This window comes from Mesorhizobium sp. DxT, from assembly GCF_058448885.1.
The window spans coordinates 542,011-567,512 of sequence record NZ_JBZFLJ010000001.1 but is presented as its reverse complement, the minus strand read 5'-3'; the positions used below and the strand labels follow the sequence as shown (position 1 = coordinate 567,512).

The window sequence follows — 25,502 nt, the reverse complement described above, 5'->3', positions numbered from 1 at the left end:
CGATCAACCGGCCTTCTGTTGGGCCGGCCCTGCGCCCTTGCCTTTGCTTTCATCGATCCGAGCAGCGATCTCCCCGAGCAACAAGTCATGCTCATAAATGCAGACCTGGCCGCGACCGTTCTGCTTCGCGCGGTAGAGCGCCTTGTCGGCCCTTCGGAGAAGGTCATCCAGGCTCGTCTCGGGATCAGCGATCAAAGTGATGCCGACGCTGACACCGATCACGACTTCCCGACCGTCCACATAATAGGGTGCGCTCACCGCTTCGACGATGTTGTAAGCCAGCTCGGCGGCGACGTCGGGCTGCTCGCCTTCCTGCTGGACGATGGCAAACTCGTCGCCGCCGACCCGTGCAACAAGATCGTCCATGCCTGCACACGCGCGCAACCTGTTGGCAACTTCGCAGAGCAGCTCGTCGCCCGCTGCGTGGCCATGCGTGTCGTTGACCTGCTTGAAGAGGTCAAGGTCGAGGCCCAGAAGAGCGCCGGATACACCGCGCTGCGCCCGCCGGATTGCCGGCTTCAGCCGCTCGCGCAGCATGACGCGGTTGCCGAGGCCTGTCAGCGAATCGTGACGCGCCATGTGGGCGATGCGCGCTTCTGACTGCTTGCGCAGGTCGATATCCTCAAGCACGCCGACCCACTCGAGCACGGCACCGTTCTCGTCGAGCACCGCACCGCCCCTGTCGCGAACCCATCGCCATTGCCCATCGGCGTCGCGAACGCGGAACTCGAGGTCGAGATATTGCCGGGTCTGCGCCTCGCTTGTGGAGGTTGCAACGAGCAGGCTTTGCCGGTCTTCGGGGTGTATGCTTTCAAGCCAGTTTGTCCCCAGCGCGTGTTTCTGGGGCTGACCGGTCAGTTCCTCCCAGCCGGCAATCCACACGAGTGCGCCATCCTGCCAGCGCCACATCACCAAGGCGCCGGCGCGGCTCATCGTTCGGTAGCGGCGGTCGCTTTCGCGCCGGGTTTTTTCCGCGGCCTCGACGCTGCGGCGCAACGTCTCGAATTCGCGGATCGACGACCGGGGTATCGAAGGCAAATTGTCAGGAGCGGCGCCCGCCGCAATTGCCGCGCTGTTTCTGGCAAGCGCGTTGACGGGATCGAGGATAAGGCGGCCGATCCAGACTGCAGCAGCAACCGTGGCAGCTATGGCGATCAAGCCACCGATCAGCAGGCCGACTAGCGGATTGCGCCATCGCGCGTTGAACACGGCCAGCGGTTCGGCGACGACGACAACCCACCCCGGTGTCCCGTCCAGCCTTTGAAAGGTCATCATGACCGTGCCGCCTTCCTTGGTGACGGCCTCGAAAGCACCGTCGTCATCGCCGATGGCAACGAGCTTGTCCCAGTCCGGTGCCAGGCTCCCTATAAAACGCTCAGGGTCGCGCGAACGGGCGAGGATGCGCCCATTGCCGTCGGTTACGGCCACGAGGATGCCGTTGAGCGCGTGCCCCCGCTGTTGCAGCGCTTTTACCAGGTCCTGCGGCCTTACGCTCAAAACAATTGCGCTTCGCTCGTTCGGCCCGCTGTCGAAGGGCATGGCGAGCGACACGCGTCCATCGGCGGGGCCTTCTTCCATTGCAAGGTTGGAAACGGTACGATAGCCGCTTGCTATCGCCTGCCTTGCCAGGCTGCTGGCCAATCCGGCAGCCCCCACCATATCCTTGTCCTCTGACGGGCCGAAAAGCCGGACGTCGCCCTCGACAACGACATCATCGATCAAGGAACCGGAAACAAGCCCGGACGTCTCGGCTCCGTCGACTTTCATTGCAACGGAGGCAAGCAGTCGAAGCAATGCAAAGCGTCCATCCAGGTCGGCCTCGACCGCTCGTGCAAGCGTTTTCGAGGTGTCGTCAAGCCGCGCGGTCGCTGTCTGCCTGTAGGCCTCGCCGGTTTTCCAGACACCTATGCCGGTGACGGTGATAATCGGGAACAAACAGGCCAGAGCAAAGGCAAGAAGAAATACGTAGAGCTTCTTCTGGCGACCGCTGGAAAATTTAGACAGCAAATGCAACCCCTCCAGACGTTTCCTGTCCGTGTCCCTGCGTCGCTTCTATCAGCGATCTAGAAACCAAGGGTTTGCGAGGATGGTCAACGTTTCATGAATGGTTGATGTTTGTGGCCGGTGCCGGCTAGGCCGGGGTCGTCGTGGCGGCCACGAGTTCCTGCAACTGATCTTTCGCCCCGGGGCTGGCCACGAGAACTGGCCCGCCGTTGAGCAGCCTGTCGCCATCCGGAAATTCTCCAGCCCAGCCGCCTGCCTCCCGCACCATGAGCATGCCTGCGAGACAGTCCCATGAATTCATGTGCGGTTCGTAGTAGGCGACCAGCCTGCCGGCGGCTACGTGCGCCAGCATGAGCGCGCCGGAGCCGTTGCGGATGAAGACACCGCCGATCGCCATCAGCCCATCGACGAAATTCAAGATGGTTTCGCGCGGGACCCGGAAATTGGCGCCAAGCCCCGTCAGCCCGGTACTCAGCGTGGTTTCGGCATCCAGCTTCATCGGTCGGCCGTTTAGGGTCGCCCCCGCACCCTTCATGCAGGCAAACATCTCGTCAGTTGGCGGTGCGTAGATGACGCCCGCCACCGTGCGGCCCTCGCGCAGAAGCGAGATCGAAACGCACCAGGTGGGAAGGCCGAAGATGAAGGGGCTGGTCCCGTCGATCGGATCGACAACCCAGATGAAGCCGCTGGAGCCTTCGGTCACGCCGAACTCTTCGCCCAGGAACCCGTCGGCGGGGAAGGTGCTGGCGACCATCTTGCTGATCCGGGTCTCGACATTGCGGTCGGCTATCGAAAAGACATCCTGGGGATTGGCCTTGGTCTCGATGGCAAGCTCGTCGCGTCTGGCGAAATAGGACATGGCCATGCCGCCTGCCTCGCGCGCGACCGCTTGAGCCAGTTCCAGACGCGCAACTATCTCTTTGTCCTGCATGCGCCTGCTCTCATTGCTTCTGATTGCCGGCGTATCGCCGCACGGCGCGGTTTCGACGCGATAGCCATGGCAGATGACGCCTCAATGACGAAGCCGGATAAGACCCATCCCGGCCAAGAGCATAATTATTGTGCACGTGCACATTTTTAGGCAGTTGCTTCATATTCAAAGCGTCTGGCACCTCGGCCGCAGCAAAGCGACTGACTGCTAAATTACTGATTTCTTAAGACTCGCCTGACGAGCAAGTCATCTGGCACGCATTCTGCTTTTCGTATTGCGGTGCAAAAATTACGAAAGGGGAAGGCGCCATGATCGAGAAAATGGGATCTACCCGCCGGTTGCTTGGGGCCGCGGCTCTCGCCGCGATGCTCGCCCAGGCCGGACCGGCTGCCGCGCAGGACGAAACAATCAAGGTCGGCATACTGCATTCGCTGTCAGGCACGATGGCGATCTCCGAGACGACGCTCAAAGACGTCATGCTGATGCTGGTCGAAGAGCAGAACAAGAAGGGCGGCCTGCTCGGCAAGCAGCTCGAACCGGTTGTCGTCGACATCGCTTCCGACTGGCCGCTCGCCGCCGAGAAGGCGCGCGAGCTCATCGAGGTCAACAAGGTCGATGCCGTCTTCGGATGCTGGACCTCAGTGTGCCGCAAGTCCGTGCTGCCGGTCTTCGAGGAGTTGAACTCGCTGCTGTTCTATCCGGTGCAGTATGAGGGCGAGGAAAGCCAGCGCAACGTCTTCTACACCGGCGCATCGCCCAACCAGCAGGCCATTCCCGCCGTCGACTACCTGATGAACGAGGAAGGCGTGGAGCGCTGGGTGCTGGCCGGCACCGACTACGTCTATCCGCAGACCACCAACAAGATCCTCGAGGCCTACCTCAAGGACAAGGGTGTGGCCGCCGAAGACATCATGATCAACTACACGCCGTTCGGTCATTCCGATTGGCAGACCATCGTTTCCGACATCAAGAACTTCGGCTCGTCCGGCAAGAAGACCGCTGTCGTGTCGACCATCAACGGCGACGCCAACGTTCCGTTTTACCGTGAGCTCGGCAATCAGGGCATCGCGGCGGAAGACATTCCGGTGGTCGCGTTCTCCGTCGGCGAGGAAGAGCTTGCCGGCCTCGATACGGCCCCTCTCGTCGGCCACCTGGCAGCGTGGAACTACTTCATGTCGGTCGGCACGCCCGAGAACGCCTCGTTCATCGAGACCTGGCATGCCTTCATCGGCAATGAGGAGCGTGTGACAAACGACCCGATGGAAGCGCACTACATCGGGTTCAACATGTGGGCGGCCGCGGTCGAAAAGGCTCAGTCGACCGAGGCTGATGCAGTGATCGATGCGATCGTCGGCGTGGAGGTTCCGAACCTCACCGGCGGTACGGCCGTCATGCTGCCCAACCACCATATCACCAAGCCCGTGCTGATCGGCGAGATCCAGGATGACGGCCAGTTCGACGTCGTATGGGAGACTGAGGGTCTGGTGCCGGGCGATGCCTGGTCCGACTACCTGCCCGAATCCGCGGTGCTGGAAGCCGATTGGACCGACCCGGTCAACTGCGGCAACTACAACACCGAGACCAAGAGCTGCGGCGGTTCGATGTAGCCTCATGACGGTCGTGGGTGAAGGCGACGTGCAGCGCCTTCACCCGGCCTTTCGCAGGAAGAAGCGATGAAGCGCATGGTCACGCCAACTATCCGGAGCATTCCCGGCATCGTCCAATCAAGGATCGCTTTCCTTGCGATTGCCGTACTTGCGGTCGTGTTTTCAGGGCTCGCGGCGCAAGCGCAATCCATTGAGGAATTGGTGCGCCAGCTTCCCGAAGGAAGCTATTCGGATCGGGGCAAGGTTGTCGCCCAGCTTGCCGCGACCGGAGACGTGCGGCTTGTTCCGCTGCTTGAGGCGCTCGCAGCCGGCGAACTCAACGTTGTCGAAGAAACCGGTCAGGTTGTGACCACCGCTCCTTCGGGAGACACAGTTCGGCTGAGCGACGCGCTGACGACAGAGGAGGCCGGCGAAGCGTCCAAAGGCGCGGTCGAGCGCATTCGCGTCAACAACAGCCTGCGTCGGGCTGTGCGTGCCGCCATCGGCCAGCTCACGCTGATGAGCGACAGTGCTGCAACGCGCCGAAGTGCTGCCGAGGCAATGTTTGCCGCTGCCGAACCGGACAATCTGGCCTTGCTCGACGAAGCATTGGCCCAGGAGGAAAATGCTGGCGTGCGTCGGGCGATGGAGCAGGCACGAGCCGCTTCGATCCTGAAAACCGATGCCTCGGCTGAACAGATCGCCGAGGCCGTGGAAACGATCAGCGCACGCGGTGACCGTGCCGCGCTCGGCATCCTGACGGCGATTCTCGGGCAGGCCGGGGACGATGTCAGGCCTGCGATCGAGGAAGGCATCAAGGCCATAGAACGGCATCTGGCCCTGCTCGATGTCGGCCAGAACGTCTGGTACGGCATCTCGCTCGGCTCGGTCCTGCTGCTGGCGGCGATCGGTCTTGCCATCACATTCGGCGTCATGGGCGTCATCAACATGGCCCATGGCGAAATGGTGATGATCGGCGCCTATACCACCTTCGTCGTCCAGAACATCGTGCGCACGTCGTTTCCCGGACTGTTCGAATGGACGCTGGCCTTCGCGCTTCCAGTTGCCTTTCTCGTCACCGCGCTCATCGGCATCGCTATCGAGCGGGGCATCATACGGTGGCTGTATGGCCGCCCGCTGGAGACGTTGCTGGCCACCTGGGGCCTTTCGCTGATCATCCAGCAGGCCGTGCGGAGCATCTTCGGCGCATCGAACCGTGAAGTCGGCAACCCAACGTGGATGTCGGGATCGTTCGATTTCTACGGCATTGCCATGACGTGGAACCGCTTCTGGATCGTGGTTTTCGCGCTGGCGGTCTTCGCGATCCTGCTCGTGGTCATGAAACGCACGGCGCTCGGTCTTCAGATGCGCGCCGTTACCCAGAACCGGCGCATGGCGTCTTCCATGGGCATCCGCACCCCTTGGGTCGACGCGCTGACCTTCGGTCTCGGCTCCGGCATCGCCGGGCTCGCGGGTGTAGCGCTTTCGCAGATCGACAACGTCTCGCCCAATCTCGGGCAGGGCTACATCATCGACTCGTTCATGGTGGTCGTGTTCGGCGGCGTCGGCAATCTCTGGGGCACGCTGGTGGGCGCGCTGACGCTCGGCGTCGTCAACAAGTTCCTCGAGCCATACGCGGGCGCGGTTCTGGCCAAGATACTCGTACTCGTCTTCATCATCCTGTTCATCCAGAAGCGTCCGCGCGGCCTGTTCGCGCTGAAGGGGAGGGCGGTGGAAGCATGATCACGCAACGCCTCCTCAACGCGCTTGGCGGCAAGATCCTGTGGGTGGCGGCCATCCTGATCGCCGTCGCCATCCTCGTACCGGCATCGAACCTGCTGCTGCCAGTCGGTCATCCGCTGCGGGTTCCCAACTACATGGTGGCGCTGCTGGGCAAGTATCTCACCTACGCGATGCTCGCGCTCGCGCTCGATCTGGTGTGGGGCTATGTCGGCATCCTGTCGCTCGGCCACGGGGCGTTCTTCGCGCTGGGCGGCTACGCGATGGGCATGTACCTCATGCGCCAGATCGGCGACCGGGGCGTCTACGCCAATCCCGACCTGCCCGACTTCATGGTCTTTCTCAACTGGCAGGAGCTGCCCTGGTACTGGTGGGGCTTCGACCAGGCCTGGTTTGCGATGCTGATGGTGATGCTGGTGCCGGGGCTGCTCGCCTTCGTGTTTGGCTGGTTCGCGTTCCGCTCGCGGGTGACCGGCGTTTATCTTTCCATCATAACGCAGGCGATGACCTATGCGCTCATGCTGTCCTTTTTCCGCAATGACATGGGTTTCGGCGGCAATAACGGGCTTACGGATTTCAAGGACATCCTCGGCTATCCGATTCAGGCCACAGGCACGCGGGCAACACTTTTTGCGATCACTGCGCTGGCGCTTGCCGCTTCGCTCCTGATCTGTTCGGCAATCACCCGCTCCAAGCTCGGCAAGGTTATGGTGGCGGTCCGCGATGCGGAAAGCCGGACCCGCTTCATCGGCTACCGGCCAGAATACGTGAAACTGTTCGCCTTCGTTGTCTCGGCCGTCATCGCCGGTATTGCCGGCGCGCTCTACGTGCCGCAGGTCGGCATCATCAATCCCGGCGAATTCGCGCCGGCCAATTCGATCGAGGTCGTGGTCTGGACGGCGATCGGCGGGCGCGGCACGCTTTTCGGCCCGATCATTGGCGCCGTCCTCGTCAACTACGCAAAGTCGTGGTTCACGGCTGCCTATCCGGAACTTTGGCTGTTCGCGCTTGGCGGTCTGTTCGTCGCGGTCACACTCTTCCTGCCGCGCGGCATCGTCGGTGCCATCGGGCAATTGCGTCAGTATTGGCGCAGCCGCAGCGCACGCGCTGAGGGTGGCACACCGCCGGAGGCGCCGGAGGCGAAACCCGTAGTGGCGGACGAGATCGTTCGCGCCCGCCCGAAAGCCCCGTCGCCCGACCTGGGCCCGGCAAAACCACAGCCGGCGGAGTGAACCATGCCACGCACGGACACGATCCTCTATCTCGACGGTGTGTCGGTCGCTTTCGACGGTTTCAAGGCGATCAACAACCTTTCGCTGGTGCTCGACAAGGGCGAGATGCGCGCGATCATCGGGCCCAACGGCGCCGGCAAGACGACGATGATGGACATCATCACCGGCAAGACGAAGCCGGATACGGGCGAAGTCTTCTTCAACGGCAGCATCGACCTGACCCGGCATGACGAGGCCGACATCGCGACGATGGGGATCGGACGGAAATTCCAGAAACCCACCGTCTTCGAGAGCCATACCGTCGAGGACAATCTGCTGCTTGCCCTCAAGGGCCAGCGCGGTATTTTCCCCACGCTGTTTCATCGCAAGTCGAGCGAGGAAGAAGAGCGCATCGGCGAGATCCTCGCCACGATCCGCCTAGAGGGCCGCCGCCAGGATTTCGCCGAGAACCTTTCGCACGGCCAGAAGCAATGGCTCGAGATCGGCATGCTGCTCGCACAGGACCCGAAGCTGCTTCTGGTTGATGAGCCCGTTGCCGGCATGACCGATGCCGAGACTGCTGAGACCGCCCGTTTGCTCCGGGAGATCGCGCGTACACATTCCGTCGTCGTCGTCGAGCACGACATGCATTTCGTGCGCGAGCTAGACGTCAAGGTCACCTGCCTGCACGAGGGCTCCGTGCTGTCGGAAGGTTCGCTCGATTTTGTTTCGTCCGACGAGCGCGTGGTCGAGGTCTATCTGGGGAGATGAGCATGCTTGCCGTCCAGGATGCCACCCTCCGCTACGGCGCCGCGCAGGCGCTGCGGGGCGTATCGCTCGACGTTGAACAGGGCAGGATCACCTGCGTGCTGGGACGCAATGGCGTTGGCAAGACCAGTCTTCTTAGGGCCATCGTCGGCCACCATCCGCTCAGCAGCGGTTCGATTTCCTTAGAGGGGAAGATGCTCGGCCGGAGCGCGGCGTACGATCGCGCCCGGTCGGGTATCGCTTTCGTACCGCAGGGGCGCGAAATATTCCCGCTTCTGACGGTGCGCGAAAATCTCGAAACAGGCTTCGCACCGCTGAAGCGCGGTGAGCGCAGCATTCCCGACCATGTCTTCGAACTTTTCCCGGTGTTGAAGGAAATGCTCGGACGGCGGGGCGGCGACCTGTCGGGTGGCCAGCAGCAGCAGCTTGCCATTGGTCGCGCGCTGGTGATGCGACCCAAGCTATTGGTGCTGGACGAGCCGACGGAGGGGATACAGCCGTCCATCATCAAGGATATCGGGCGGGCTATCACCTATCTACGGGACACGGTTGGACTGACGATCCTGCTTGTCGAGCAATATCTCGACTTTTGCCGGGAGCTCGCCGACCGCGTCGCGATCATGGATCGGGGCCAGATCGTGTATTCGGGTGGCGCGTCAGGGCTCGACGATCCAGATGTGCGCCGTCATCTGATGCTGTGAGGCAAAGCATGCCGAAAAGCTTGGCGGTTTGTCCGCTCGCCTAAGTCTCTTGGCTGACTTCCAGCGAGATGCGTGTCCGGAACAGCACGGTCGCGTCCCCCCTTACATCGATCGCGAGATCCAATCGATCAGGGTTGGTGGCTTTTTCACGCGCCATGTCGAGCAATGCGATGACTGCCGTCTGCCTCGCATCTTCAACGCTGGCGAATTCGTGCCCCGACTCGTCCAGGAGCACTTCATCGCCGCTCCGCGTATCGAAGTAGAAATGCGGCATTTCCAGCTTCCCTTAAACAATCTCGCACAAGCATAGCTTGCCGGGATTAACCCCAGTTCATCTGCTTCCGGGTCAGTTTAAGGATGGACACCCCGCCTCCAATCCCACAGGAATTGAAACATCGGCCCTTTGCCTTTGCAAGAATTTTTCACTGCGCTGGTTGCGTTAGACGTGGATAAAGTTCCGGTGTCATGCGCTTGCAGGACGGTTGGTGTCTGCTTCTGTCGATCGGTAATCAAGGTAGCGGTTAAAGGCCGTGACGAGATGGTAGAGAATGCTTGCGGGGACGTCGGTTGCTACCGGCGTACCGTCTTCGGCAATGCGATCGAGCCACAGACCTGATTTTGCGGGCGAGAGGTGAGTGCGGAAGATGCGTTCCATTCGCTCCTCCACCTCCCGGGCGAGCTGCAATTCGTCCGCCTGGTCGAGAGCTATTGCCGCCTTGACAGCCTCAGCCTGTGGCCAGCTCCTTGAAATGCGGTCTAACGCCTTGCCATTGCGGCTCACTGCGCCGAAAGCGAGGCCGGTGAGCCGATTGGTTCCGCTTGCGAGCGCGGAGCAGTAAATCTTGTACGCAGCACGTGATTGGTCCTTCCAATCCGAGCATGCTGCAAGTTCGCAAAGCAGCGCAGACCACTCGAAATGATGGCCCGGCTCGGTCCAGTCTCCCTGCTGCCCCGGCATCGGGCGCCATGCAGCGTCGTAATATTCCCCGACGGTCCAGGTTTCGCTGTCGAAGAAGTGGCGGGTGAAGAGATCGCCGATCGCCGACGCCCGTTCCAGCCAGCAGGTCTCACCGGTCGCCTTGTGCCAGGCGAGAAACGCCTCCAGCAGGTGCATATGGGGGTTCGCCCGTCGCGGCAGGGTACCCGCATCATCCTCGCGGAAGCCGCCGGACCGGCGGTCGGCGAGCACGCCATCGACATATGCCATCGTTTCGTCGGCAAGGTCCCTGGCTTCGGCAAATCCGCTGCGATGGGCATGTGCGAGGGCAAGGAGCATGCATGCCTGGTCATAGGCATCGCCCGCGCCGTCGAGGACCGCGCCCGCGGGATCGAGAAGCTTGACCCAGCCGCCGTCCGTCCGCCGTCCATGGCTGCGCAGGAAGTCGAGCCCGTGTGCGACGAGCTCCCGGGCATCGGGATACCATTCGCGCCTGGCAGCGACGGCGAAGGAATAGACCTGCCGCGCCATCGTGCGCATCCGCTTGGGCTTTATGATGGGGGCACCATCGAGGCCGACTGCTTCATGGAACCCGCCGTGAACGTGGTCGACGCCATGACGACCCCAGAATGGAAGTGCCTCGTCCGTCAACCAGCGCCGACACCGCAGCCGCATTCGTGGAGACGCAGGCTCCAGTCCGATCTGCGGAGGGGAACGCAACTCTGCGCGAGCCTGCTGCTCGAGGCGCTCGGCGATAAGCCGAACGTCCTGGACGCGCGACGTTTTGGCCACGAGCGTGGCATCTGCCGTCGAGACCACGGTGATGCCTTCAAGGCCGATGGTCGCAACCAGACGACCATCGCTGCGAATATATGCGCTGTGGCAATCATGTGAGACGACATCGCCCATCACCACATTGCCGTTGGCATCCGCATCGCCGAGCGTGAAGAGCGCTTCCCATGATCCGACGTCGCTCCACTGGAAGCGTGCCTCCACGACCGCTATGTCGGCAAAATGCTCGAGCACTCCGTGATCGACCGAAATGGGTGGAATGGTCGCGAACACGTTTTGCGGCAGCAATGTTGACCGGCCCCGCTTCGCAGCGGTCTCATACGCCTTGCCAACCCGTTTCCATATCGCGGGCTGCAACCTCTCGAAGGCATCCCGAATGGCAGACGCCCTGCAAAGGATAATGCCAGCGTTCCAGAGATAGTTGCCGTCGGCCACAAAAGCCGCCGCCTTTGCTTCATCCGGCTTTTCCACGAAACGCAGGAAATTGGGGGATTGTTGGTCGGCTTTTCTTTCTATCTGAATGTAGCCGTAGCCGGTTTCAGGACGTGTCGGCCTGACACCGAATACGACGAGTTTGCCGTCGCGGGCCGCGTCCATGCCGTCGGCGACGGTCTCCCAGAAAAGGTTGTCTGGCCCGATCTCGTGATCCGCCGGAACCACGAGCATCAACGGATCGCCGTCGCCGTCGGCAAGCGCATGCCTGGCGGCTATCGCCACGGAGGCTGCGGTGTTTTTCGGCATGGGTTCCAGAATGACCTGGCAAGTCGACGGCTCATGCGGTTCGACGGCCTCCAGAAGCGCCTTTTCATGCTCGGCGGCGCCGATAACGACGATGGTAGTATCCGCCTCCCTGCCGGCGCGCATCCTGTCGAGCGTCTTGGCGAGCATCGACTTTCCGCCGGTCAGCGTCTGAAATTGTTTGGGGCGGTCACGGCGCGATAGCGGCCACAGGCGAGAACCGCTGCCGCCGCAAAGCACACATGCAACGACCGCGTCAGAGGGGGCGGCCGAATGTTTGCCGAGCGGCCGACGCGAACGGCGATCCAGCCTGGCTGTATCCAATCCGGGTGCGACGGTCGTGTCTGCGCCCGCCGGTGTAGCATTGTCCATTGTCAGCCCCTCCGCGCTTGCAAGACAATGAAACTGCGTTTTCGCGAGCGCGTGGGGAACTTGGATTAAAGCCTGAACACTAACGATCGCGCCGTAGATGCATACCCTAATCGGGGGATGTGAGCGGTGGTCTTGGCATGTATCCAAGCGTTATGGAGGTTTTTGCCATGATCAAAAATCCATCGGTTTGGAAATGCACGTCTTCGAATTGCTTGGCCGTGCTGGGAAGTCCTAAATTAGCTTCTGTTTATTCTGGAATGTTCGCGACAGAAGACGATGTCACGACATTTGATCCGAAGCAAATATTTTCCAGCGAACTTTCGCTATGGGGAACTTTGTCCTGACGAGGCTATTATGTATTATTCACGCCAGGGTGGAAGGGGCGTATCTCGTATGTCGACTGCCGACATCCATGCCGCCTTGCTGGAGAATCCGGCTTTTGCCGGATTCACGATCAGCCAGCAGGGGCTGAAGGATCTCGAACCTTTTGGCTTCATGCCAAAGCGTTATGCCGCGCATTCGACGATCGCGCCGCTAGGCGAGGAAAGACATCGCGTCCGGATCGTACATTCCGGGTGGTGTCGGATCGAAAAGTTCGTCGGCGAAGGCGAGCGACAGATCATCGATTTTCCTATCAAGGGCGACATCATAGGCCTGGCGGGGGACAACCGAATGGCGGGGTTCTCGGTCACGGCGATCACGGACGTCATCGTTTTCGAGTCCAGGCCAGGCTTTGCGATGGAGCGTTTGGACGCCAACTCGCCTGTCGATCGCGTGCTGCTGAATTCGGCCGGTCGCCGGCTCGCCATTATGTGCGAACACATGGTCAACCTCGGTCGCCGCAGTGTTCTGGGGCGGATATCGCACATCGTTCTGGAGCTTGGTTGTCGCGTCACAGGAAAAAGGCCCTCGGAAATAGGCCAGTATGCCTGCCCTCTCACGCAGAACGATCTGGCGGACGCGGTTGGCCTTACGCCGATCCACCTCAACCGCAAACTGCGGGAATTGCGGGAAGACGAATTGCTCTCTTTCCGGCAGGGAACCGTCGAGTTCCTCAATCCAGACCGGTTGATCGAACTTGCGGATTTCGATCACCGATACCTTCGGGTGTGAAGTATCCTCCGAAAGGTGATGGTCTGGCTATCATCATGGGTGAGGATTGACCAGTTGTCGTTCAGTAAATTCATCGCGTTGGCGGAGAGTCAATCTTTGTCAGCTATCAAATGCGAACAAAGATTCTCCTTATCTATCCAATTTATTGCGAAGAATGTTCATTTTTGCTGATTTTGAGAATGAAATTGTGCAATTCACTTAATCCTAATCAATGTGAGCCTGATCGATTGGGTCTAATAATGGATTGTATACCGCTTATTAAGCTTAATGATTGGCAAACGCCAACGAAGTGGCAAGCGGTTGGATGCGGCGCGGAAACTTGATGTAGGTAGTAAAGGGGAGCAACTAGTCATGCGCAGTATCCATGAAGAAAGACCAGAGCGTTCAATTTTCCTCGTAAGTGAAGACAATCTCAATGAGCGGGCCCGTGACGGGGTCGACCGTCAAGAAGATAGGGGTACGTTGCTTATCTTCGACACCCGTGTCCTCGATCGCGATTGCCTGGCTCAAGGACTTCGCGCCAAGCAGATGCCCTTCGATGTCGTTGCGTGCGGGACAATCGCCGAATGGCGGCAGATGAAGAACCAGCATCCGCCTCTTTCCGCAGTACTCCTATGTATCGGGCGGCAGCGTCCCGCGGACGCCGCGGTCGGGTCGACGATCACCAAGCTGGTGGCCGAGTATGCATGTCCCGTTATCGTGCTCGCCGACAACGACGAGCTGGCCCATGTGCTGAAGGCTCTCGAGCTCGGCGCCAAAGGGTACATCCCGACTTCGGTCCAGATCGATGTATGCATCGAGGCAATCAATCTTGCGCTGGCAGGCGGAATATTCCTCCCGGCCAGCAGCGTCTTGGCAATGCGCAGGGCGATCGAGGCCGGCAACGACGTGAACCGACCGATGTCGGGCATGTTCACGCAGAGGCAGGAAGAGGTCGTCAACGCTCTTTGTCGCGGGAAGGCCAACAAGATTATCGCCTACGAACTCAATCTTCGCGAAAGCACCGTGAAGGTTCACATCCGCAACATCATGCGGAAGCTCAAGGCAACCAACAGGACCGAGGTTGCTTTCAAGATCAATGAAATGTTCCCGGAACACGCGAACTTCCAGGCCTGATCGCTGACGCGTTTGGCCAGTTAGTTCTAACGCGGGGGCGTTTCAGATGATTGTTGATGATGTACGGCGTTCGGGCGGAAGCGTAAAGCTCCGCCAGTCCTGGAACCCTTGGCTTACCTTGCGACGGCGACGCGTGACTATCGCCGTCGCAAGCGCCCTGGGGATGTCGGCCGCGTGGTTCGGCTATGTCAATGCACCGCCCAGCTATGTTTCGCAGGCGGTCATCGTTCTCGACGTGCGACGGGTTCAGGCGATCCCGAATGAATCCGTCGTATCGCCGCTGCCGCAGGATAGTCCGGTGCTGCGGACACAGCTCGACATCATCGGCTCGCGCACGCTTGCCGTCGACGTGGTCGAACGACTCAAGCGCGAAGGCATCAATGTGGAGGAACATCGGCTCGTCGACTGGAGCCCGGTGTCTCTCCTGCGCTCGGTCGTGGAGTTTGTTGCTCCGGCTAATTCCGATTCATCGGCAGCGATGGAACTAGCGCCGCAACCCACGACCCGTTCCGATGAGCTGTTGATCGACCTGTTATTGTCAAACTTAAGGGTCAGCAACGATGGCCGCTCGTACACGATCTTTATATCCTACGCGTCGGCCAAACCCGAAATCTCCGCAAGTGTCGCGAACGCGTTCGCGCGTTCTTATCTGGCTCATCAGATCGAGATACAGAAGACAGCCAACCGCAGGGTCAGCGACTGGCTTGGCGAGACGCTGATCGGACTTCGCGCGCAGCTCGAGCAATCGGAGCAGGCGCTGGAACATTTCCGCCAGAGCGCCGGGTTGATCCAGACAAACGGCGTATCTCTGCAGTCGATGGCTGTCGCGGCGGCGAACACCGAAACCGCCAGGGTGAAAGGCACAATCGCAACAGCCGAGGCGCGTCTCGAAGTCGTCAAACGCCTGGCAGGCGAACAGGACGTGCCGGCACTTGCGGAGTTTCTTGGCTCGACAGCTATCCAGTCTCTGCACGCCGAGCATTCGCGGGTCGAGCGGGAGCTGGATACGCTGCAGAAGAGTGGCGCCATTCGCAGCAGGCAGATCGACCTGTTGACGGCTGAAAAGGACGCTCTTGCCAGGCAGATCAGCGTCGAGGTGGACCGGCTCATCCAGAGTCTGGCTAATGAGGCCGCGATTGCGCGGGAGAATCTCGAAGCGCTCGGTCAGTCGTTGCAGGCTGCCCAGGCGGAACTTTCGGAGGCCAACAACGCCGAGCTGACTGCCGCGCAGTTGCAGCGCGAGGCGACGGCCAACCGGGCGATCTACGAAAGCTATCTTGTCCGATACAAACAGACTATCGAGCAGGACGGTTTCGAAATGCCCGAAGCGCAACTTATCTCGCAGGCGCAGCCGGCGTCGGCGCGGGCCAGCCCGCGGCCGTCCAACTGGCTGCTTCTCGGTATCGGGCTTGCCGGTTGCCTTGCTGCTTTGGGTATCACGTGGCGCGAGATGACGGACAGGCGTCTGCGCATCCTGCGGGATTTGGAGACGACCGGCATACCGGTCATCGGTGCGGTGCCGCCCCTTCCGGTTCGCCGCGGCGGCAGGTTCGAGACGGTTGCGGATCAGGCTACGCCGCTAGGCCTGGCGCTGTCTGGCATCCGCCTCAGTCTTCGGGCCCGGGGTAACAAGGTCGTAGCGGTTACGTCCTCCAGAAGCGGACGCGGCAAGACAAGCTTGGCCCTTGGGCTGGTCCGTTCGGCGGCGGCGGCAGGGCTGAAGGCGGTGGTCGTGGAGGCGGACCTCAGAAACCCGAAGCTCGCCGAGACGGCGGGGCTGAAGCCCGACGAATGGCTGGATGGCATATTGGACAGTGAACTCGCGAGTGACGCGGTCATCCACCGCGACCCTCAATCGCAAGCGTGCATAGTGCCCGCGCGATCTCGCAAGGTCGCACCGGAGCTTTTCCTGCAGAGCTCGGCGTTTGGCCAGTTCATTGCACGCCTTAGGGATACCTTCGAACTTGTTGTGCTCGACGCGCCCGATCTCGATCGCGCCAATGATGCCGTCGTGATTGCCGGGCTTGCCGACTGCTCGTTGTTCGTCGTCGACTGCGAAAAGGATCGCGCGGAACATGTGCTTGATGCACTTCGTCGCATGACGGCGATCGGATCGGCGCCGGATGGGATCATCCTCAACCGGGCTACCAAGGATGTGACGCTGGAGCCGGAGCTTTCACCGGAAACCACGTCCTGGTCACTGAGGCGGCAACCTGGTGACCAGACATCCGGCCAAGGGTCGATCATAAGGATAGCGCGATGAAAATCACCATTGCCAAAAGAGCCCGGCAAAGCCGGGTTACCCAACGCCTGTTCGCTACAGTCGCCGGCAGCGCCTTGCTGGCTGTCACGGTATCCACTGCTTTCGGTCAGGCTGCGAACGAGCCATACCTTCTCGGAAACGGTGACGTGCTCGCGATCACGGTCTTCGGCGAGGAGGGCCTGTCCGGCGAATACGCGATCAATGATGGTGCGATCGCTTACCCGCTTCTTGGCCAGGTCACAGTAGCGGGTAAATCCACGGCGGATGTCGCCGATGCGCTTTCCCGAGAACTCGCGGAATTCGTGCCGGGCTTGTCGGTAGCGGCAGCGGTGAGCCGCTACGCGCCGGTTTTTGTGCTTGGCGATGTGCAGACCCCTGGCCGCTACGACTATCGGCCGGGGATGATCACGCTCGAACTCTTTGCTCTGGGTGGCGGTCTTCGACGTGCGGAAACGCCCCTGGCCAGCGGCAGCGGGCTCCAGCTTCTGGGAATGCGCCAGGAACTGAATGACAACGAGTTGCAGATCATGGGCCTGGAAGCTGCCCGTGCGCGACTTCGTGCCGAACTGGACGACGGCGATTTCATTCCGCCGGAGCCACGCAAGAACGAGCCGGCGCTCCTGGCCTTCCAGCGGAAGGTCAACGAACGTGAACGGGATCTGCTGACGATCCGCAATGCCAATCTGGAGGCTGAGGGGAAAGCACTTCTGGCCCAGGAGCAAAGCTTCGTCGACGAGATCGCAAGCATCACCCGAAGCATCGAACTGCATGAAGACGAAATAAGGCTGCTGGGAGAGGATGTGGCTGCCACGTCGCAGCTCGTCGAGCGCGGCCTGACGTCCAAATCAAACCTGCGCGAATCCGAGCGCCGGCTTTCCGCCACGCGGCGCGACGCGCTGGAACTCAACTCCTATCTTGCGCGCGCGCGGCAGAACCTGCTTGCAGTCCAGCAAAGGCGCGACGGGCTCAAGGAACAGCGCCGCAACGAGGCGGCCGCAAAGCTGCAGGAAGTCGAACTGGAGCTGGAGCGCAAGGCCAAACGTGAGGAAGCGCTTCTGGCCTCCATGGTGGAAGTCGCCATGACGGCGGATTCGAGCGCGCGATTGCAAGCTGGCGTGACATTGTCCTATCGCATCCTGCGCCGAACGGCCGAGGGCGACTATGAGGAAACGCCCGTCGGCGAACGCGAACAGATCAAGCCGGGGGATATCCTGAGAGCCGAGATGGCTCGACCGGTCGCTACGAGCGCCAACACGAACTGAAGCTTCCGGCGGCTTCATGCCGTCGGCGCCGCTTCCTCTCTCATCCGATAACCTGCTCCACGGCGCGGCCCAACGGCGGTTGCGCCACAGCGTTGCGGGCACGCCAGGCGCGATACATTTCACCAAGACCGTCTTCGAGGGAAATGGACGGTCGCCATCCGAGCGACTTGACGCGCTGCGATCCCAGAACCTTTCGCGGCGTTCCGTCGGGCTTGGTCGGATCGAAGACGATCCGGCCGCGATAACCGACGACGCGGGCGACCACATGCGCGAGGTCGGCAATGGAAATCTCCAGGCTCGACCCGACGTTGACCGGTTCGCCGCTTACGTGGCGCCTGAGCAGCAACACCACAGCGTCCGCCAGATCGTCGACGTGCAGGAACTCGCGAAGCGGCGTTCCCGTGCCCCATAGTTCCACGGTTTGCGCCCCAGCTTCCTTCGCTTCGTGCATCCTGCGCATGAGCGCGGGGATAACGTGCGAGTTCTGCGGATCGAAATTGTCGTTCGGTCCGTAGAGGTTGCACGGCATCACCGTGAAGAACTGTTGGCCATGCTGTCGGTGGTAGGACTCTGCCAGCTTGAGCCCGGCGATTTTGGCGATCGCATAGGCTTCGTTGGTTGCCTCCAGCGGTCCCGTCAGGAGCGAGTCCTCCTGGATTGGCTGTTCGGCCTCGCGCGGATAGATGCAGCTCGAACCAAGCCAGACTAGCCGTTCTACCCCGATCTCGTGCGCGGTCCTCAGCACATTCGCCGCAATCATCAGATTGTCGTAGAGGAAGTCGGCCGGGTAGCGGGAATTGGCCATGATGCCGCCCACTCGTGCCGCGGCGACAACCACAACCTGAGGTCGCTCGCGGCGCATCCATGCCTCGGTCGAATCCTGGCGGATAAGGTCGAGTTCGTCATGGCCGGCCAGCAGCAATTCGCACGGCTCCTGCGACAGGCGCCTGTGCAGGGCCGAGCCCACGAGGCCAGTGTGTCCGGCGATCCAGACACGTTTGTCGCGCAGGTCGAACGTCTGCTCACATGCCATGGAAGTCATTGCGACCAGCCTCGAGCGCTATGGTTCTCATATCCGAGCTGACCATCTCGGTAACAAGATCGTCGAAGGAGCAGCTGTGCGACCATCCGAGCTTTTCGCGCGCCTTCGACGCGTCACCCAGCAGAAAGTCCACCTCGTTCGGTCGGAAGTAGCGGGGATCGATCTCGATGATCGTGTTGCCGTTGCGCGTGTCGATGCCGATTTCCTCGACGCCGTTTCCCGCCCATTCGATCGGGCAGTCCACAACCGAGAAGGCTTTCTCGACAAACTCCCGGACCGTGTGTGTTTCGCCCGTTGCCAGCACGTAGTCGTCAGGGACGTCCTGCTGAACGATGCGCCACATGCCTTCCACGTAGTCGCGAGCGTGGCCCCAGTCGCGCTTGGCGTCGAGATTGCCGAGCATGAGACGCTTCTGCAGCCCGCGTTCGATGGCGGCGACGCCACGGGTGATCTTGCGGGTCACGAAGGTTTCGCCGCGCACGGGGCTTTCATGGTTGAAGAGAATGCCGTTCGAGGCGTGCATGCCGTAGGCATCGCGATAGTTGACCGTGGTCCAATATGAAAACAGCTTGGCTGTCGCGTAGGGGCTCTGCGGCACGAACGGCGTCATTTCGTTCTGCGCCGTCGGTGCGGTCTTGCCGAAGAGCTCGGATGTCGAGGCCTGGTAGAAACGGCACTCCTTCTCCAAACCGAGGATGCGGATCGCTTCCAGCAGCCTCAAGGTTCCGAGCGCGTCCGCGTTTGCCGTGTATTCCGGCGTTTCGAAGCTTACCTGAACATGGCTCTGGGCGCCGAGATTGTAGATCTCGTGCGGCTTCACCTTCTGGATCACGCGGCAGAGATTTGTCGCGTCGGTCAGGTCGCCGTAGTGCAGGATGAAACGAATATCTTCGTCGTGCGGGTCCTGGTAGAGGTGATCGATGCGCGCGGTGTTGAAGGAGGACGAACGCCGCTTCAGACCGTGGACCTCGTAGCCCTTCGACAGCAGAAGCTCCGCGAGATAGGAGCCATCCTGTCCCGTGACGCCGATGATGAGTGCTCGCTGTTTCGGCAATTGCGCCCCCTTTTACGTTGGCAAGATCAGACCGCAGCTTTGCCGGTCTCGCGCGGGCGCGGAACTTGCCAAATAGGTGCATGGCGGGGCGAAGCGGCACAGCCCTAAAGGTGTAGCCCGGAGGCGGGTGGCACGTTCTGCCGCAATCGGAGCGGCCTTCCGCAGCCATAAGGGGTAGGCGGGTTCGAATACCGCTCCGGCTCCACCTTTCGCTGAAATTGCGGTTCCGGTTGTGAAGTCACAGCCTGCGATGCACCAAAACGAACACAGGCGCTCGCATGCGGATCGTACTCGTCAACCGCTACTTCCATCCCGACCAGTCTGCAACGAGCCGAATGGTCTCCGGGCTGGCCTTCGCGCTTGCAAAACGGGGCTATTCGGTGGCCGTGGTGACAAGCCGGCAATTCCACAACGACAACGATGCGGTCCTTCCGGCCCGCGAAACGATCCAGGGGGTCGAGGTCACGAGGCTGGCTACCTCTGCGTTTGGCAGGGGGAGCCTGCCCGGCCGTGCGGTAGACTATCTTTCATTCCACGTTCTTGCCGCGTGGTGGATGCTTGTGAATGCCCGCCGGGGCGATCTGTGCGTCAACTGCACCGACCCGCCGCTGCTTTCGGTCGCCACGGCCTTGCCGATCCGCCTTCGCGGCGCGGCGCTGGTGAGCTGGGTCATGGACCTTTTTCCGGAAACCGCGATCGAACTTGGCATGCTGGACCGGCATCCAAGGCTTGCAGCGCTCGCGCTGCGCCTGCGGAACTGGTCGGATCGGCGCGCCTCGTTGATCGTCTGTCCGACAGGCACCATGGCGCGCCATTTGGCAGCGACTACAACGACGCCGATCTCGGTCGTTCATCATTGGTCCGACGGCGGCGAGATACGGCCGATTGAACGGGAAAAGAACGAGTTGCGCGCCCAGTGGGGCCTGCGGGACAAGTTTGTGGTCGGATATTCCGGAAACTTCGGACGTGCGCATGATTTCTCGACGCTGCTTGAAGCAGCGGACCGGTTGCGCCACCAGATCGACATCCATTTTCTGATGATCGGTGACGGACAGCAGCGCAAGACGGTCGAGGCGGAGGTGAAGCGCCGCCGGCTCGAAAACGTGACCTTCAAGCCGCTACAGCCGATCGACGTGCTTTCGCAAAGCCTCTGCGTCGCGGATGCGCATCTGGTGTCGCTGTTGCCGGAGCTGGAGCACTGCATCATTCCCAGCAAGTTTTACGGCGTGTTGGCCGCAGGCCGCCCGACGCTTTTCGTCGGTTCGCTTGGGGGAGAAGTCGCCCGCGTCGCGCGCGATTACGATTGCGGAAGTGCATTCGAGATCGGAGACGTGAAAGGCTTGGCTGCCCAGATCCTCGCCCTGCGCGATGACGAAGAGCGCCTTCGTATGTTGGGCGAGAACGCAAGGCGGCTGTTCGAAAACGAATATTCGATTGGCATCGGCGTCAATGCATGGCTTCGCGCGGTGTTGAAGCTCGCGCCCCAGAGCGGCATTCCTGTCGAGACGCGCGGAGGCGCAGCAACCGCATGAAGGGAACAGTCGTCGTCAGTCAGCTTGGCGCGCGCATGCACTATGCGGTGCCTCGCATCTTCGAAAACCTTGGCCGCCTCGAGCGGCTCAATACCGACATTTGCGCCGTACGCGGCTGGCCGCGCGCGCTCGGCATGATGCCGCGCCGCGCGCTGCCGGCCTCGCTAAGACGCCTCGCCGGTAGGGTTCCGCAAGGCATACCACCCCACAAGATACGCTGCTTCGAGACGATTGGGCTTCAGTCCGTCATCCGTCGCATGATGACGCCGACCATCGCTGTCGATACGCAGGTCGCGCTGGAAGCGGGGCGCGCATTCTCGCGCGCGGTGGTGGCGGAAGGCTTCGGGGAAGCCCGCGCCTTCTACGGCATGAGCGGCGAATGCCTCGAGCAACTGCAGGCGGCGCGAAAGCAAGGCCTCTGGAGCGCCGTGGAGCAGGTCATCGCGCCGCGCTCGGTCGCCGACCGTCTGGTGGCCCTCGAAACCGAGCGCCATCCGGGCTGGGAGCCTGCGCCGGACGAGGTGCAGCTGGCTGGCGAGTACGCACAACGCGAAAAAGACGAATGGGAGGCGGCCGACCTCGTCATATGCGCGTCCGACTTCGTGCGCGACGGTATCGCTGCGGCTGGAGGGCCGGTCGAGCGTTGCGTGGTTGTGCCTTACGGAGTCGACGCCACGGTCGTACGAAACTTTTCAAAGCCTCGTTTGCCGGGCCGGCTGCGGGTGCTGACTGTTGGGGCCGCCTGCCTCAGAAAGGGCACGCCCGACGTCATGGCTTCAGCACTGCGTCTGAGCAAGGAGGCATCATTCCGCTTCGTCGGGCCGGTCGAGCAACTGCCGGCGGCGCGCCAGCGCGAGCTGGCCGACGCCCTCACCGTGACGGGGCAGGTGCCCCGCTCCGAAATTCCGGCACAATACGACTGGGCCGACATATTCTTCCTGCCGTCGATCTGCGAGGGGTCGGCAACGGTGATCTACGAGGCACTCGCAGCCGGGCTGCCGGTCGTGACGACGCCGAATGCGGGCAGCGTGGTTCGCGATGGCGTCGATGGTTTCGTTTGCGCTGCGGGCGATGTCGACGCCCTGTGTGACAGGATTTCGCGGCTCTCCGCAGATCCCGATCTCGTCGTGTGGATGGGACGCAATGCGCGTGCGCGGGCGGCCGAGTTCGATGTGGCTGCTTATGGCCGGCGGCTGTGGTCCGCCTTCGATCCTTCCGTATCGGCCGAACTGGAAAAACTGCCATGTGCGGTATAGCAGGTGTCATTTGCCAGGATGGCGGGATTGCGCGGCTGGCGTTGCCGGCGATGGTTGACGCGCAACGTCATCGCGGCCCCGACGGCGGCGGCGAGCATTATCTGACGATGGGCGATGCGACCCTCGGACTGGGCCATCGGCGGCTCTCAATCATCGATCTGTCGGCCCAGGGCGCGCAGCCGATGGTTCATCCGCATACCGGCGACGTGCTCGTCTACAATGGCGAGATATACAATTATCGCGATCTCAAGGAGGAGCTGAGCGCCGGCGGCACCGTCTTTCTGAGCGATAGCGATTCCGAGGTGCTGCTGCACGCGCTCGTCGAGTGGGGGCCGCGTGCGCTGTCGCGCTTGCAGGGCATGTTCGCGTTCGCATTCTACCGGGTCGCTACCGGGGAGATGATGCTTGCGCGCGATCCCCTGGGGATCAAGCCGCTCTATGTCGGGCGGCGCGGGCGTACATTCGTCTTTGCCAGCGAGGTGCGCGCCATTCTCGCCTCGGGTCTGCTCGAGCAGCAGATCGATCCGCGCGGCATCGCAGGGCTATTCTCCTACGGCGCATGCCAGCATCCCTATACGATGTTCCGCAACATCCGGTCGTTTCCGGCCGGCGCGTGGCAGATGCTGACGGCCAGGGGCGAAGAAGAGCCGCCGGTGCACTACTGGTCGCCACCGCGGCCCGAATCGCATCTGAGCCGATCGGAAGCCGTCGACGCCGTGCGTTCAACGCTCGAAGCATCGGTGCGCGATCATCTGGTGAGCGATGTGCCGGTAGGCGTGTTCCTGTCTTCCGGCCTCGACAGCACCATCGTTGCCGGGCTTGCCGCGCGACACGCCTCGAAGCTGCGAAGCTTCACAGTCGGCTTTGCCGAGAACCCCGATCTCAGCGAACTGGAACTGGCCGGCGACACGGCGCGCCGCTTCGGCCTCGACCATACGGAAATACGCATCGAAAGCGCGGATGCGATTGCAACGACCGAAGCATGGCTGGGCGCGATCGATATGCCGTCGATCGACGGGCTCAACGTCTATGTGATTTCAAAGGCAGTGCGCGAACACGGCATAACCGTCGCCCTGTCAGGGCAGGGCGGAGACGAGCTTTTCGGCGGATATTCGAGCTTTGTAGATGTGCCGCGGCTTTACCGGATGCTCAGACATGCATCCTGGCTGCCGGCACCGAAGCGGCGACGGCTGGCGGAACTCCTCAGCGCGGGCAAGCCGGCAGCGTTCCGGGCCAAGGCTGCCGCTCTGGCCGAATCCGGCGCGGACCTGACCAGCCTCTACACTCATCGGCGGCGGCTGATGGCTCCTGCGCAGATGAATGCGCTCGGTCTCGATGCGCGATGGCTGGGACTGGATGAAAACTTCCTCGACCCCGAGGAAATGGAGGCGATGCCCGTCAATCCTCGAGACCCGATATGGAGTGTCGGCCTGCTCGAGAGCCGCCTCTACATGGGCAACATGCTGCTGCGGGATGGGGATGCCGACGGCATGGCGCACTCGCTGGAAATTCGCGTACCGCTGCTTGATCGACGGCTTGTCGATCTTGCTTTCGGCCTGCCGGGACGCGTTCGCCTTCCCAACGGGCGCGCCGACAAACATATGCTTCGCGCGGCAATGCCGGACCTGCTTCGTCCCGAACTCCTCAACCAGCCCAAGCACGGCTTCACGCTGCCGATACGGCGCTGGATGCTCGGCCCGCTGGCCGAGAGCTGCCGAAGCGGATTCGAACATCTTCGCGCGTCCGGGCTGGTCGAGGCGGAAGGCCTCGAGGCCTTGTGGTCGACCTTCGTCGCTGAGCCGGAAAGTCCGGCATGGTCACGCGCTTTCGCCTGCTGCGTGCTCGGCCACTATCTGCGCCGAACCGCCCGCACCGCGCCTGCAAGGGAGTACGCGTCATGAAGGTCGTCCACGTCATTGGCTCGATCGACCCGGCCTTCGGCGGTCCTCCCGGAGTCGTGATGCGCATAGCCGCAGCCCAGGCTGCCAAAGGGCACAATGTGCACATCGTCAGCTACGCGGATGCGGAAGCGGAGCCGCGCATTCGAAGGGCGCTGCTGGACGTGCCCGGGATCCTCGATGTCGAACGGCACCTGCTGCCCGAACCGGGCCGCAGCGAACGCATACTGGCGCTGGCGACACGCCGACCTCTCACCGAAATCATCGCTGGCGCCGATGCCGTTCATCTTCACGGAGTATGGGAACCGATCCTGCGGCAGGCGGCGAACGTCGCGCGGTCGGCCGGCATTCCATACTGCGTTCGTCTGGCGGGAATGCTCGATCCCTGGAGCCTGCAGCAGAAATACTGGAAGAAGCGGATCGCGCTCGCGCTGGGCTATCGACGGATGCTCGACGAGGCCGCGTTCATCCATGTGCTGAACGATGACGAGGCACGACTGCTGGCGCCTTTGAACCTACGCGCGCCAACACGAACGATCCCCAACGGCATCTTTCTCGACGAGATCGAACCATTGCCGCCAAAAGGCAGCTTTTCAAACCAGCATTCGGCGCTGGCGGGACGGCGCTTCGTATTGTTCCTGTCGCGGCTGCACACCAAGAAGGGGCTCGATTATCTGGTCGATGCCTATGCACGGCTCGCGCCGCAGTGGCCGGACGTCGATCTGGTGATTGCCGGCCCGGACGACGGGGCCGAAGCGTCCCTACGCAGCGCCATTGCCACCCATGGGCTTGGAAAGCGTGTGCACCTTGTCGGCGGGCTCTACGGCCGGGAGAAGCTCGAGGCGCTGTGCGATGCGGCCTGCTTCTGCCTCCCCAGTCGGCAGGAAGGGTTCAGCGTGGCGATCACGGAGGCGCTCGCCTGCGGCGCACCCGTCGTCATCTCGAAGGAGTGCCATTTTCCCGAGGTTGCGGCGGTGGGCGCCGGCATGGTCGTCGATCTGAATGCGGAGGCTGTTGCATCCGCACTTTCGGCTATCCTGGCCGACGCCGAGACAGCCGAGGCAATGAGCGCTGCCGGCCGCGCGCTCGTCAGGAAGCGCTTCACCTGGCCGGTGATCGCCGACATGACGCTCGATGCCTACGCGTTGACGAGAAAACCGAACATCCGCGTCGCTGCTTGAGTTTG

The 25,502-nt window shown here is 61.9% G+C and carries 19 protein-coding genes; 13 read left to right on the top strand and 6 right to left on the bottom strand.

What is annotated here, in order from left to right:
• Window positions 1–3 precede the first annotated feature (3 nt).
• Window positions 4–2,007 (bottom strand): diguanylate cyclase domain-containing protein, encoded by a 2,004-nt coding sequence (locus ACVJNE_RS02670; RefSeq protein WP_499562724.1) that lies wholly within the window; start codon window positions 2,005–2,007, stop codon window positions 4–6.
• 124 nt (window positions 2,008–2,131) lie between these two features.
• Window positions 2,132–2,935 (bottom strand): inositol monophosphatase family protein, encoded by an 804-nt coding sequence (locus ACVJNE_RS02665; RefSeq protein WP_499562722.1) that lies wholly within the window; start codon window positions 2,933–2,935, stop codon window positions 2,132–2,134.
• A gap of 320 nt (window positions 2,936–3,255) precedes the next feature.
• Between ACVJNE_RS02665 and urtA the strand changes: the two genes are divergently transcribed.
• The 5 genes from urtA (at window position 3,256) to urtE (ending at window position 8,941) form a co-directional block, all read left to right on the top strand.
• Window positions 3,256–4,542 (top strand): urea ABC transporter substrate-binding protein, encoded by a 1,287-nt coding sequence (gene urtA / locus ACVJNE_RS02660; RefSeq protein ID WP_499563198.1) that lies wholly within the window; start codon window positions 3,256–3,258, stop codon window positions 4,540–4,542.
• 75 nt (window positions 4,543–4,617) lie between these two features.
• Window positions 4,618–6,264 carry an urea ABC transporter permease subunit UrtB gene (gene urtB, locus ACVJNE_RS02655; protein WP_499563196.1) on the top strand — a complete coding sequence of 549 codons (1,647 nt, stop codon included), beginning with the start codon at window positions 4,618–4,620 and terminating at the stop codon, window positions 6,262–6,264.
• Window positions 6,261–7,493 carry an urea ABC transporter permease subunit UrtC gene (urtC, locus tag ACVJNE_RS02650; RefSeq protein ID WP_499562720.1) on the top strand — a complete coding sequence of 411 codons (1,233 nt, stop codon included), beginning with the start codon at window positions 6,261–6,263 and terminating at the stop codon, window positions 7,491–7,493. The genes urtB and urtC overlap by 4 nt, the downstream gene beginning before the upstream one ends.
• A gap of 3 nt (window positions 7,494–7,496) precedes the next feature.
• Window positions 7,497–8,243 carry an urea ABC transporter ATP-binding protein UrtD gene (urtD, locus tag ACVJNE_RS02645; protein WP_499562718.1) on the top strand — a complete coding sequence of 249 codons (747 nt, stop codon included), beginning with the start codon at window positions 7,497–7,499 and terminating at the stop codon, window positions 8,241–8,243.
• Window positions 8,244–8,245: 2 nt separating this feature from the next.
• The gene (gene urtE, locus ACVJNE_RS02640; protein WP_499562717.1) at window positions 8,246–8,941 is read left to right on the top strand and encodes an urea ABC transporter ATP-binding subunit UrtE; all 696 of its coding nucleotides are present in this window, start codon (window positions 8,246–8,248) and stop codon (window positions 8,939–8,941) included.
• A gap of 40 nt (window positions 8,942–8,981) precedes the next feature.
• Here the strand turns inward: urtE and ACVJNE_RS02635 are convergent, their stop codons facing one another.
• Together ACVJNE_RS02635 and ACVJNE_RS02630 are read right to left on the bottom strand one after the other, a co-directional pair.
• The gene (locus tag ACVJNE_RS02635; protein ID WP_039711332.1) at window positions 8,982–9,215 is read right to left on the bottom strand and encodes a DUF6894 family protein; all 234 of its coding nucleotides are present in this window, start codon (window positions 9,213–9,215) and stop codon (window positions 8,982–8,984) included.
• Window positions 9,216–9,404: 189 nt separating this feature from the next.
• Complete coding sequence (locus ACVJNE_RS02630) at window positions 9,405–11,648, bottom strand: AGE family epimerase/isomerase (protein ID WP_499563194.1); 2,244 nt, start codon at window positions 11,646–11,648, stop codon at window positions 9,405–9,407.
• 525 nt (window positions 11,649–12,173) lie between these two features.
• Between ACVJNE_RS02630 and ACVJNE_RS02625 the strand changes: the two genes are divergently transcribed.
• From ACVJNE_RS02625 to ACVJNE_RS02610, 4 genes are all read left to right on the top strand, one after another.
• Window positions 12,174–12,893: a Crp/Fnr family transcriptional regulator gene (locus ACVJNE_RS02625; protein ID WP_499562715.1), complete on the top strand. Its 720-nt coding sequence runs from the start codon at window positions 12,174–12,176 to the stop codon at window positions 12,891–12,893.
• 351 nt (window positions 12,894–13,244) lie between these two features.
• Entirely contained in the window at window positions 13,245–14,009 is a 765-nt protein-coding gene (locus ACVJNE_RS02620) for a LuxR C-terminal-related transcriptional regulator (RefSeq protein ID WP_499562714.1), read from the top strand.
• Window positions 14,010–14,142: 133 nt separating this feature from the next.
• Window positions 14,143–16,272: a GumC family protein gene (locus ACVJNE_RS02615; protein ID WP_499562712.1), complete on the top strand. Its 2,130-nt coding sequence runs from the start codon at window positions 14,143–14,145 to the stop codon at window positions 16,270–16,272.
• Window positions 16,269–17,534: a polysaccharide biosynthesis/export family protein gene (locus tag ACVJNE_RS02610; protein WP_499562710.1), complete on the top strand. Its 1,266-nt coding sequence runs from the start codon at window positions 16,269–16,271 to the stop codon at window positions 17,532–17,534. Before ACVJNE_RS02615 ends, ACVJNE_RS02610 begins: the two co-directional genes overlap by 4 nt.
• Window positions 17,535–17,574: 40 nt before the next feature.
• On the opposite strand, the gene ACVJNE_RS02605 is transcribed toward ACVJNE_RS02610, so the two are convergent.
• A complete protein-coding gene (locus ACVJNE_RS02605) occupies window positions 17,575–18,585 on the bottom strand; it encodes a GDP-L-fucose synthase family protein (protein WP_499563192.1) in 1,011 nt (336 codons plus the stop codon).
• Window positions 18,557–19,630 (bottom strand): GDP-mannose 4,6-dehydratase, encoded by a 1,074-nt coding sequence (gene gmd / locus ACVJNE_RS02600; protein ID WP_499562708.1) that lies wholly within the window; start codon window positions 19,628–19,630, stop codon window positions 18,557–18,559. The genes ACVJNE_RS02605 and gmd overlap by 29 nt, the downstream gene beginning before the upstream one ends.
• Before the next feature lie 278 nt (window positions 19,631–19,908).
• Here gmd and ACVJNE_RS02595 point away from each other — a divergent pair, with 278 nt between their 5' ends.
• From ACVJNE_RS02595 to ACVJNE_RS02580, 4 genes are read left to right on the top strand one after another with little or no spacing between them, the layout of a single operon-like run.
• Window positions 19,909–21,162, top strand: a complete 1,254-nt coding sequence (locus tag ACVJNE_RS02595) for a glycosyltransferase family 4 protein (RefSeq protein ID WP_499562706.1) — start codon at window positions 19,909–19,911, stop codon at window positions 21,160–21,162.
• On the top strand, window positions 21,159–22,418 hold the full coding sequence (locus ACVJNE_RS02590; protein ID WP_499562704.1) for a glycosyltransferase family 4 protein: 1,260 nt from the start codon (window positions 21,159–21,161) through the stop codon (window positions 22,416–22,418). Before ACVJNE_RS02595 ends, ACVJNE_RS02590 begins: the two co-directional genes overlap by 4 nt.
• Window positions 22,406–24,319, top strand: a complete 1,914-nt coding sequence (asnB, locus tag ACVJNE_RS02585) for an asparagine synthase (glutamine-hydrolyzing) (protein WP_499562702.1) — start codon at window positions 22,406–22,408, stop codon at window positions 24,317–24,319. Before ACVJNE_RS02590 ends, asnB begins: the two co-directional genes overlap by 13 nt.
• Complete coding sequence (locus tag ACVJNE_RS02580; protein ID WP_499562700.1) at window positions 24,316–25,497, top strand: glycosyltransferase; 1,182 nt, start codon at window positions 24,316–24,318, stop codon at window positions 25,495–25,497. The genes asnB and ACVJNE_RS02580 overlap by 4 nt, the downstream gene beginning before the upstream one ends.
• The last annotated feature ends 5 nt before the right edge of the window (window positions 25,498–25,502 follow it).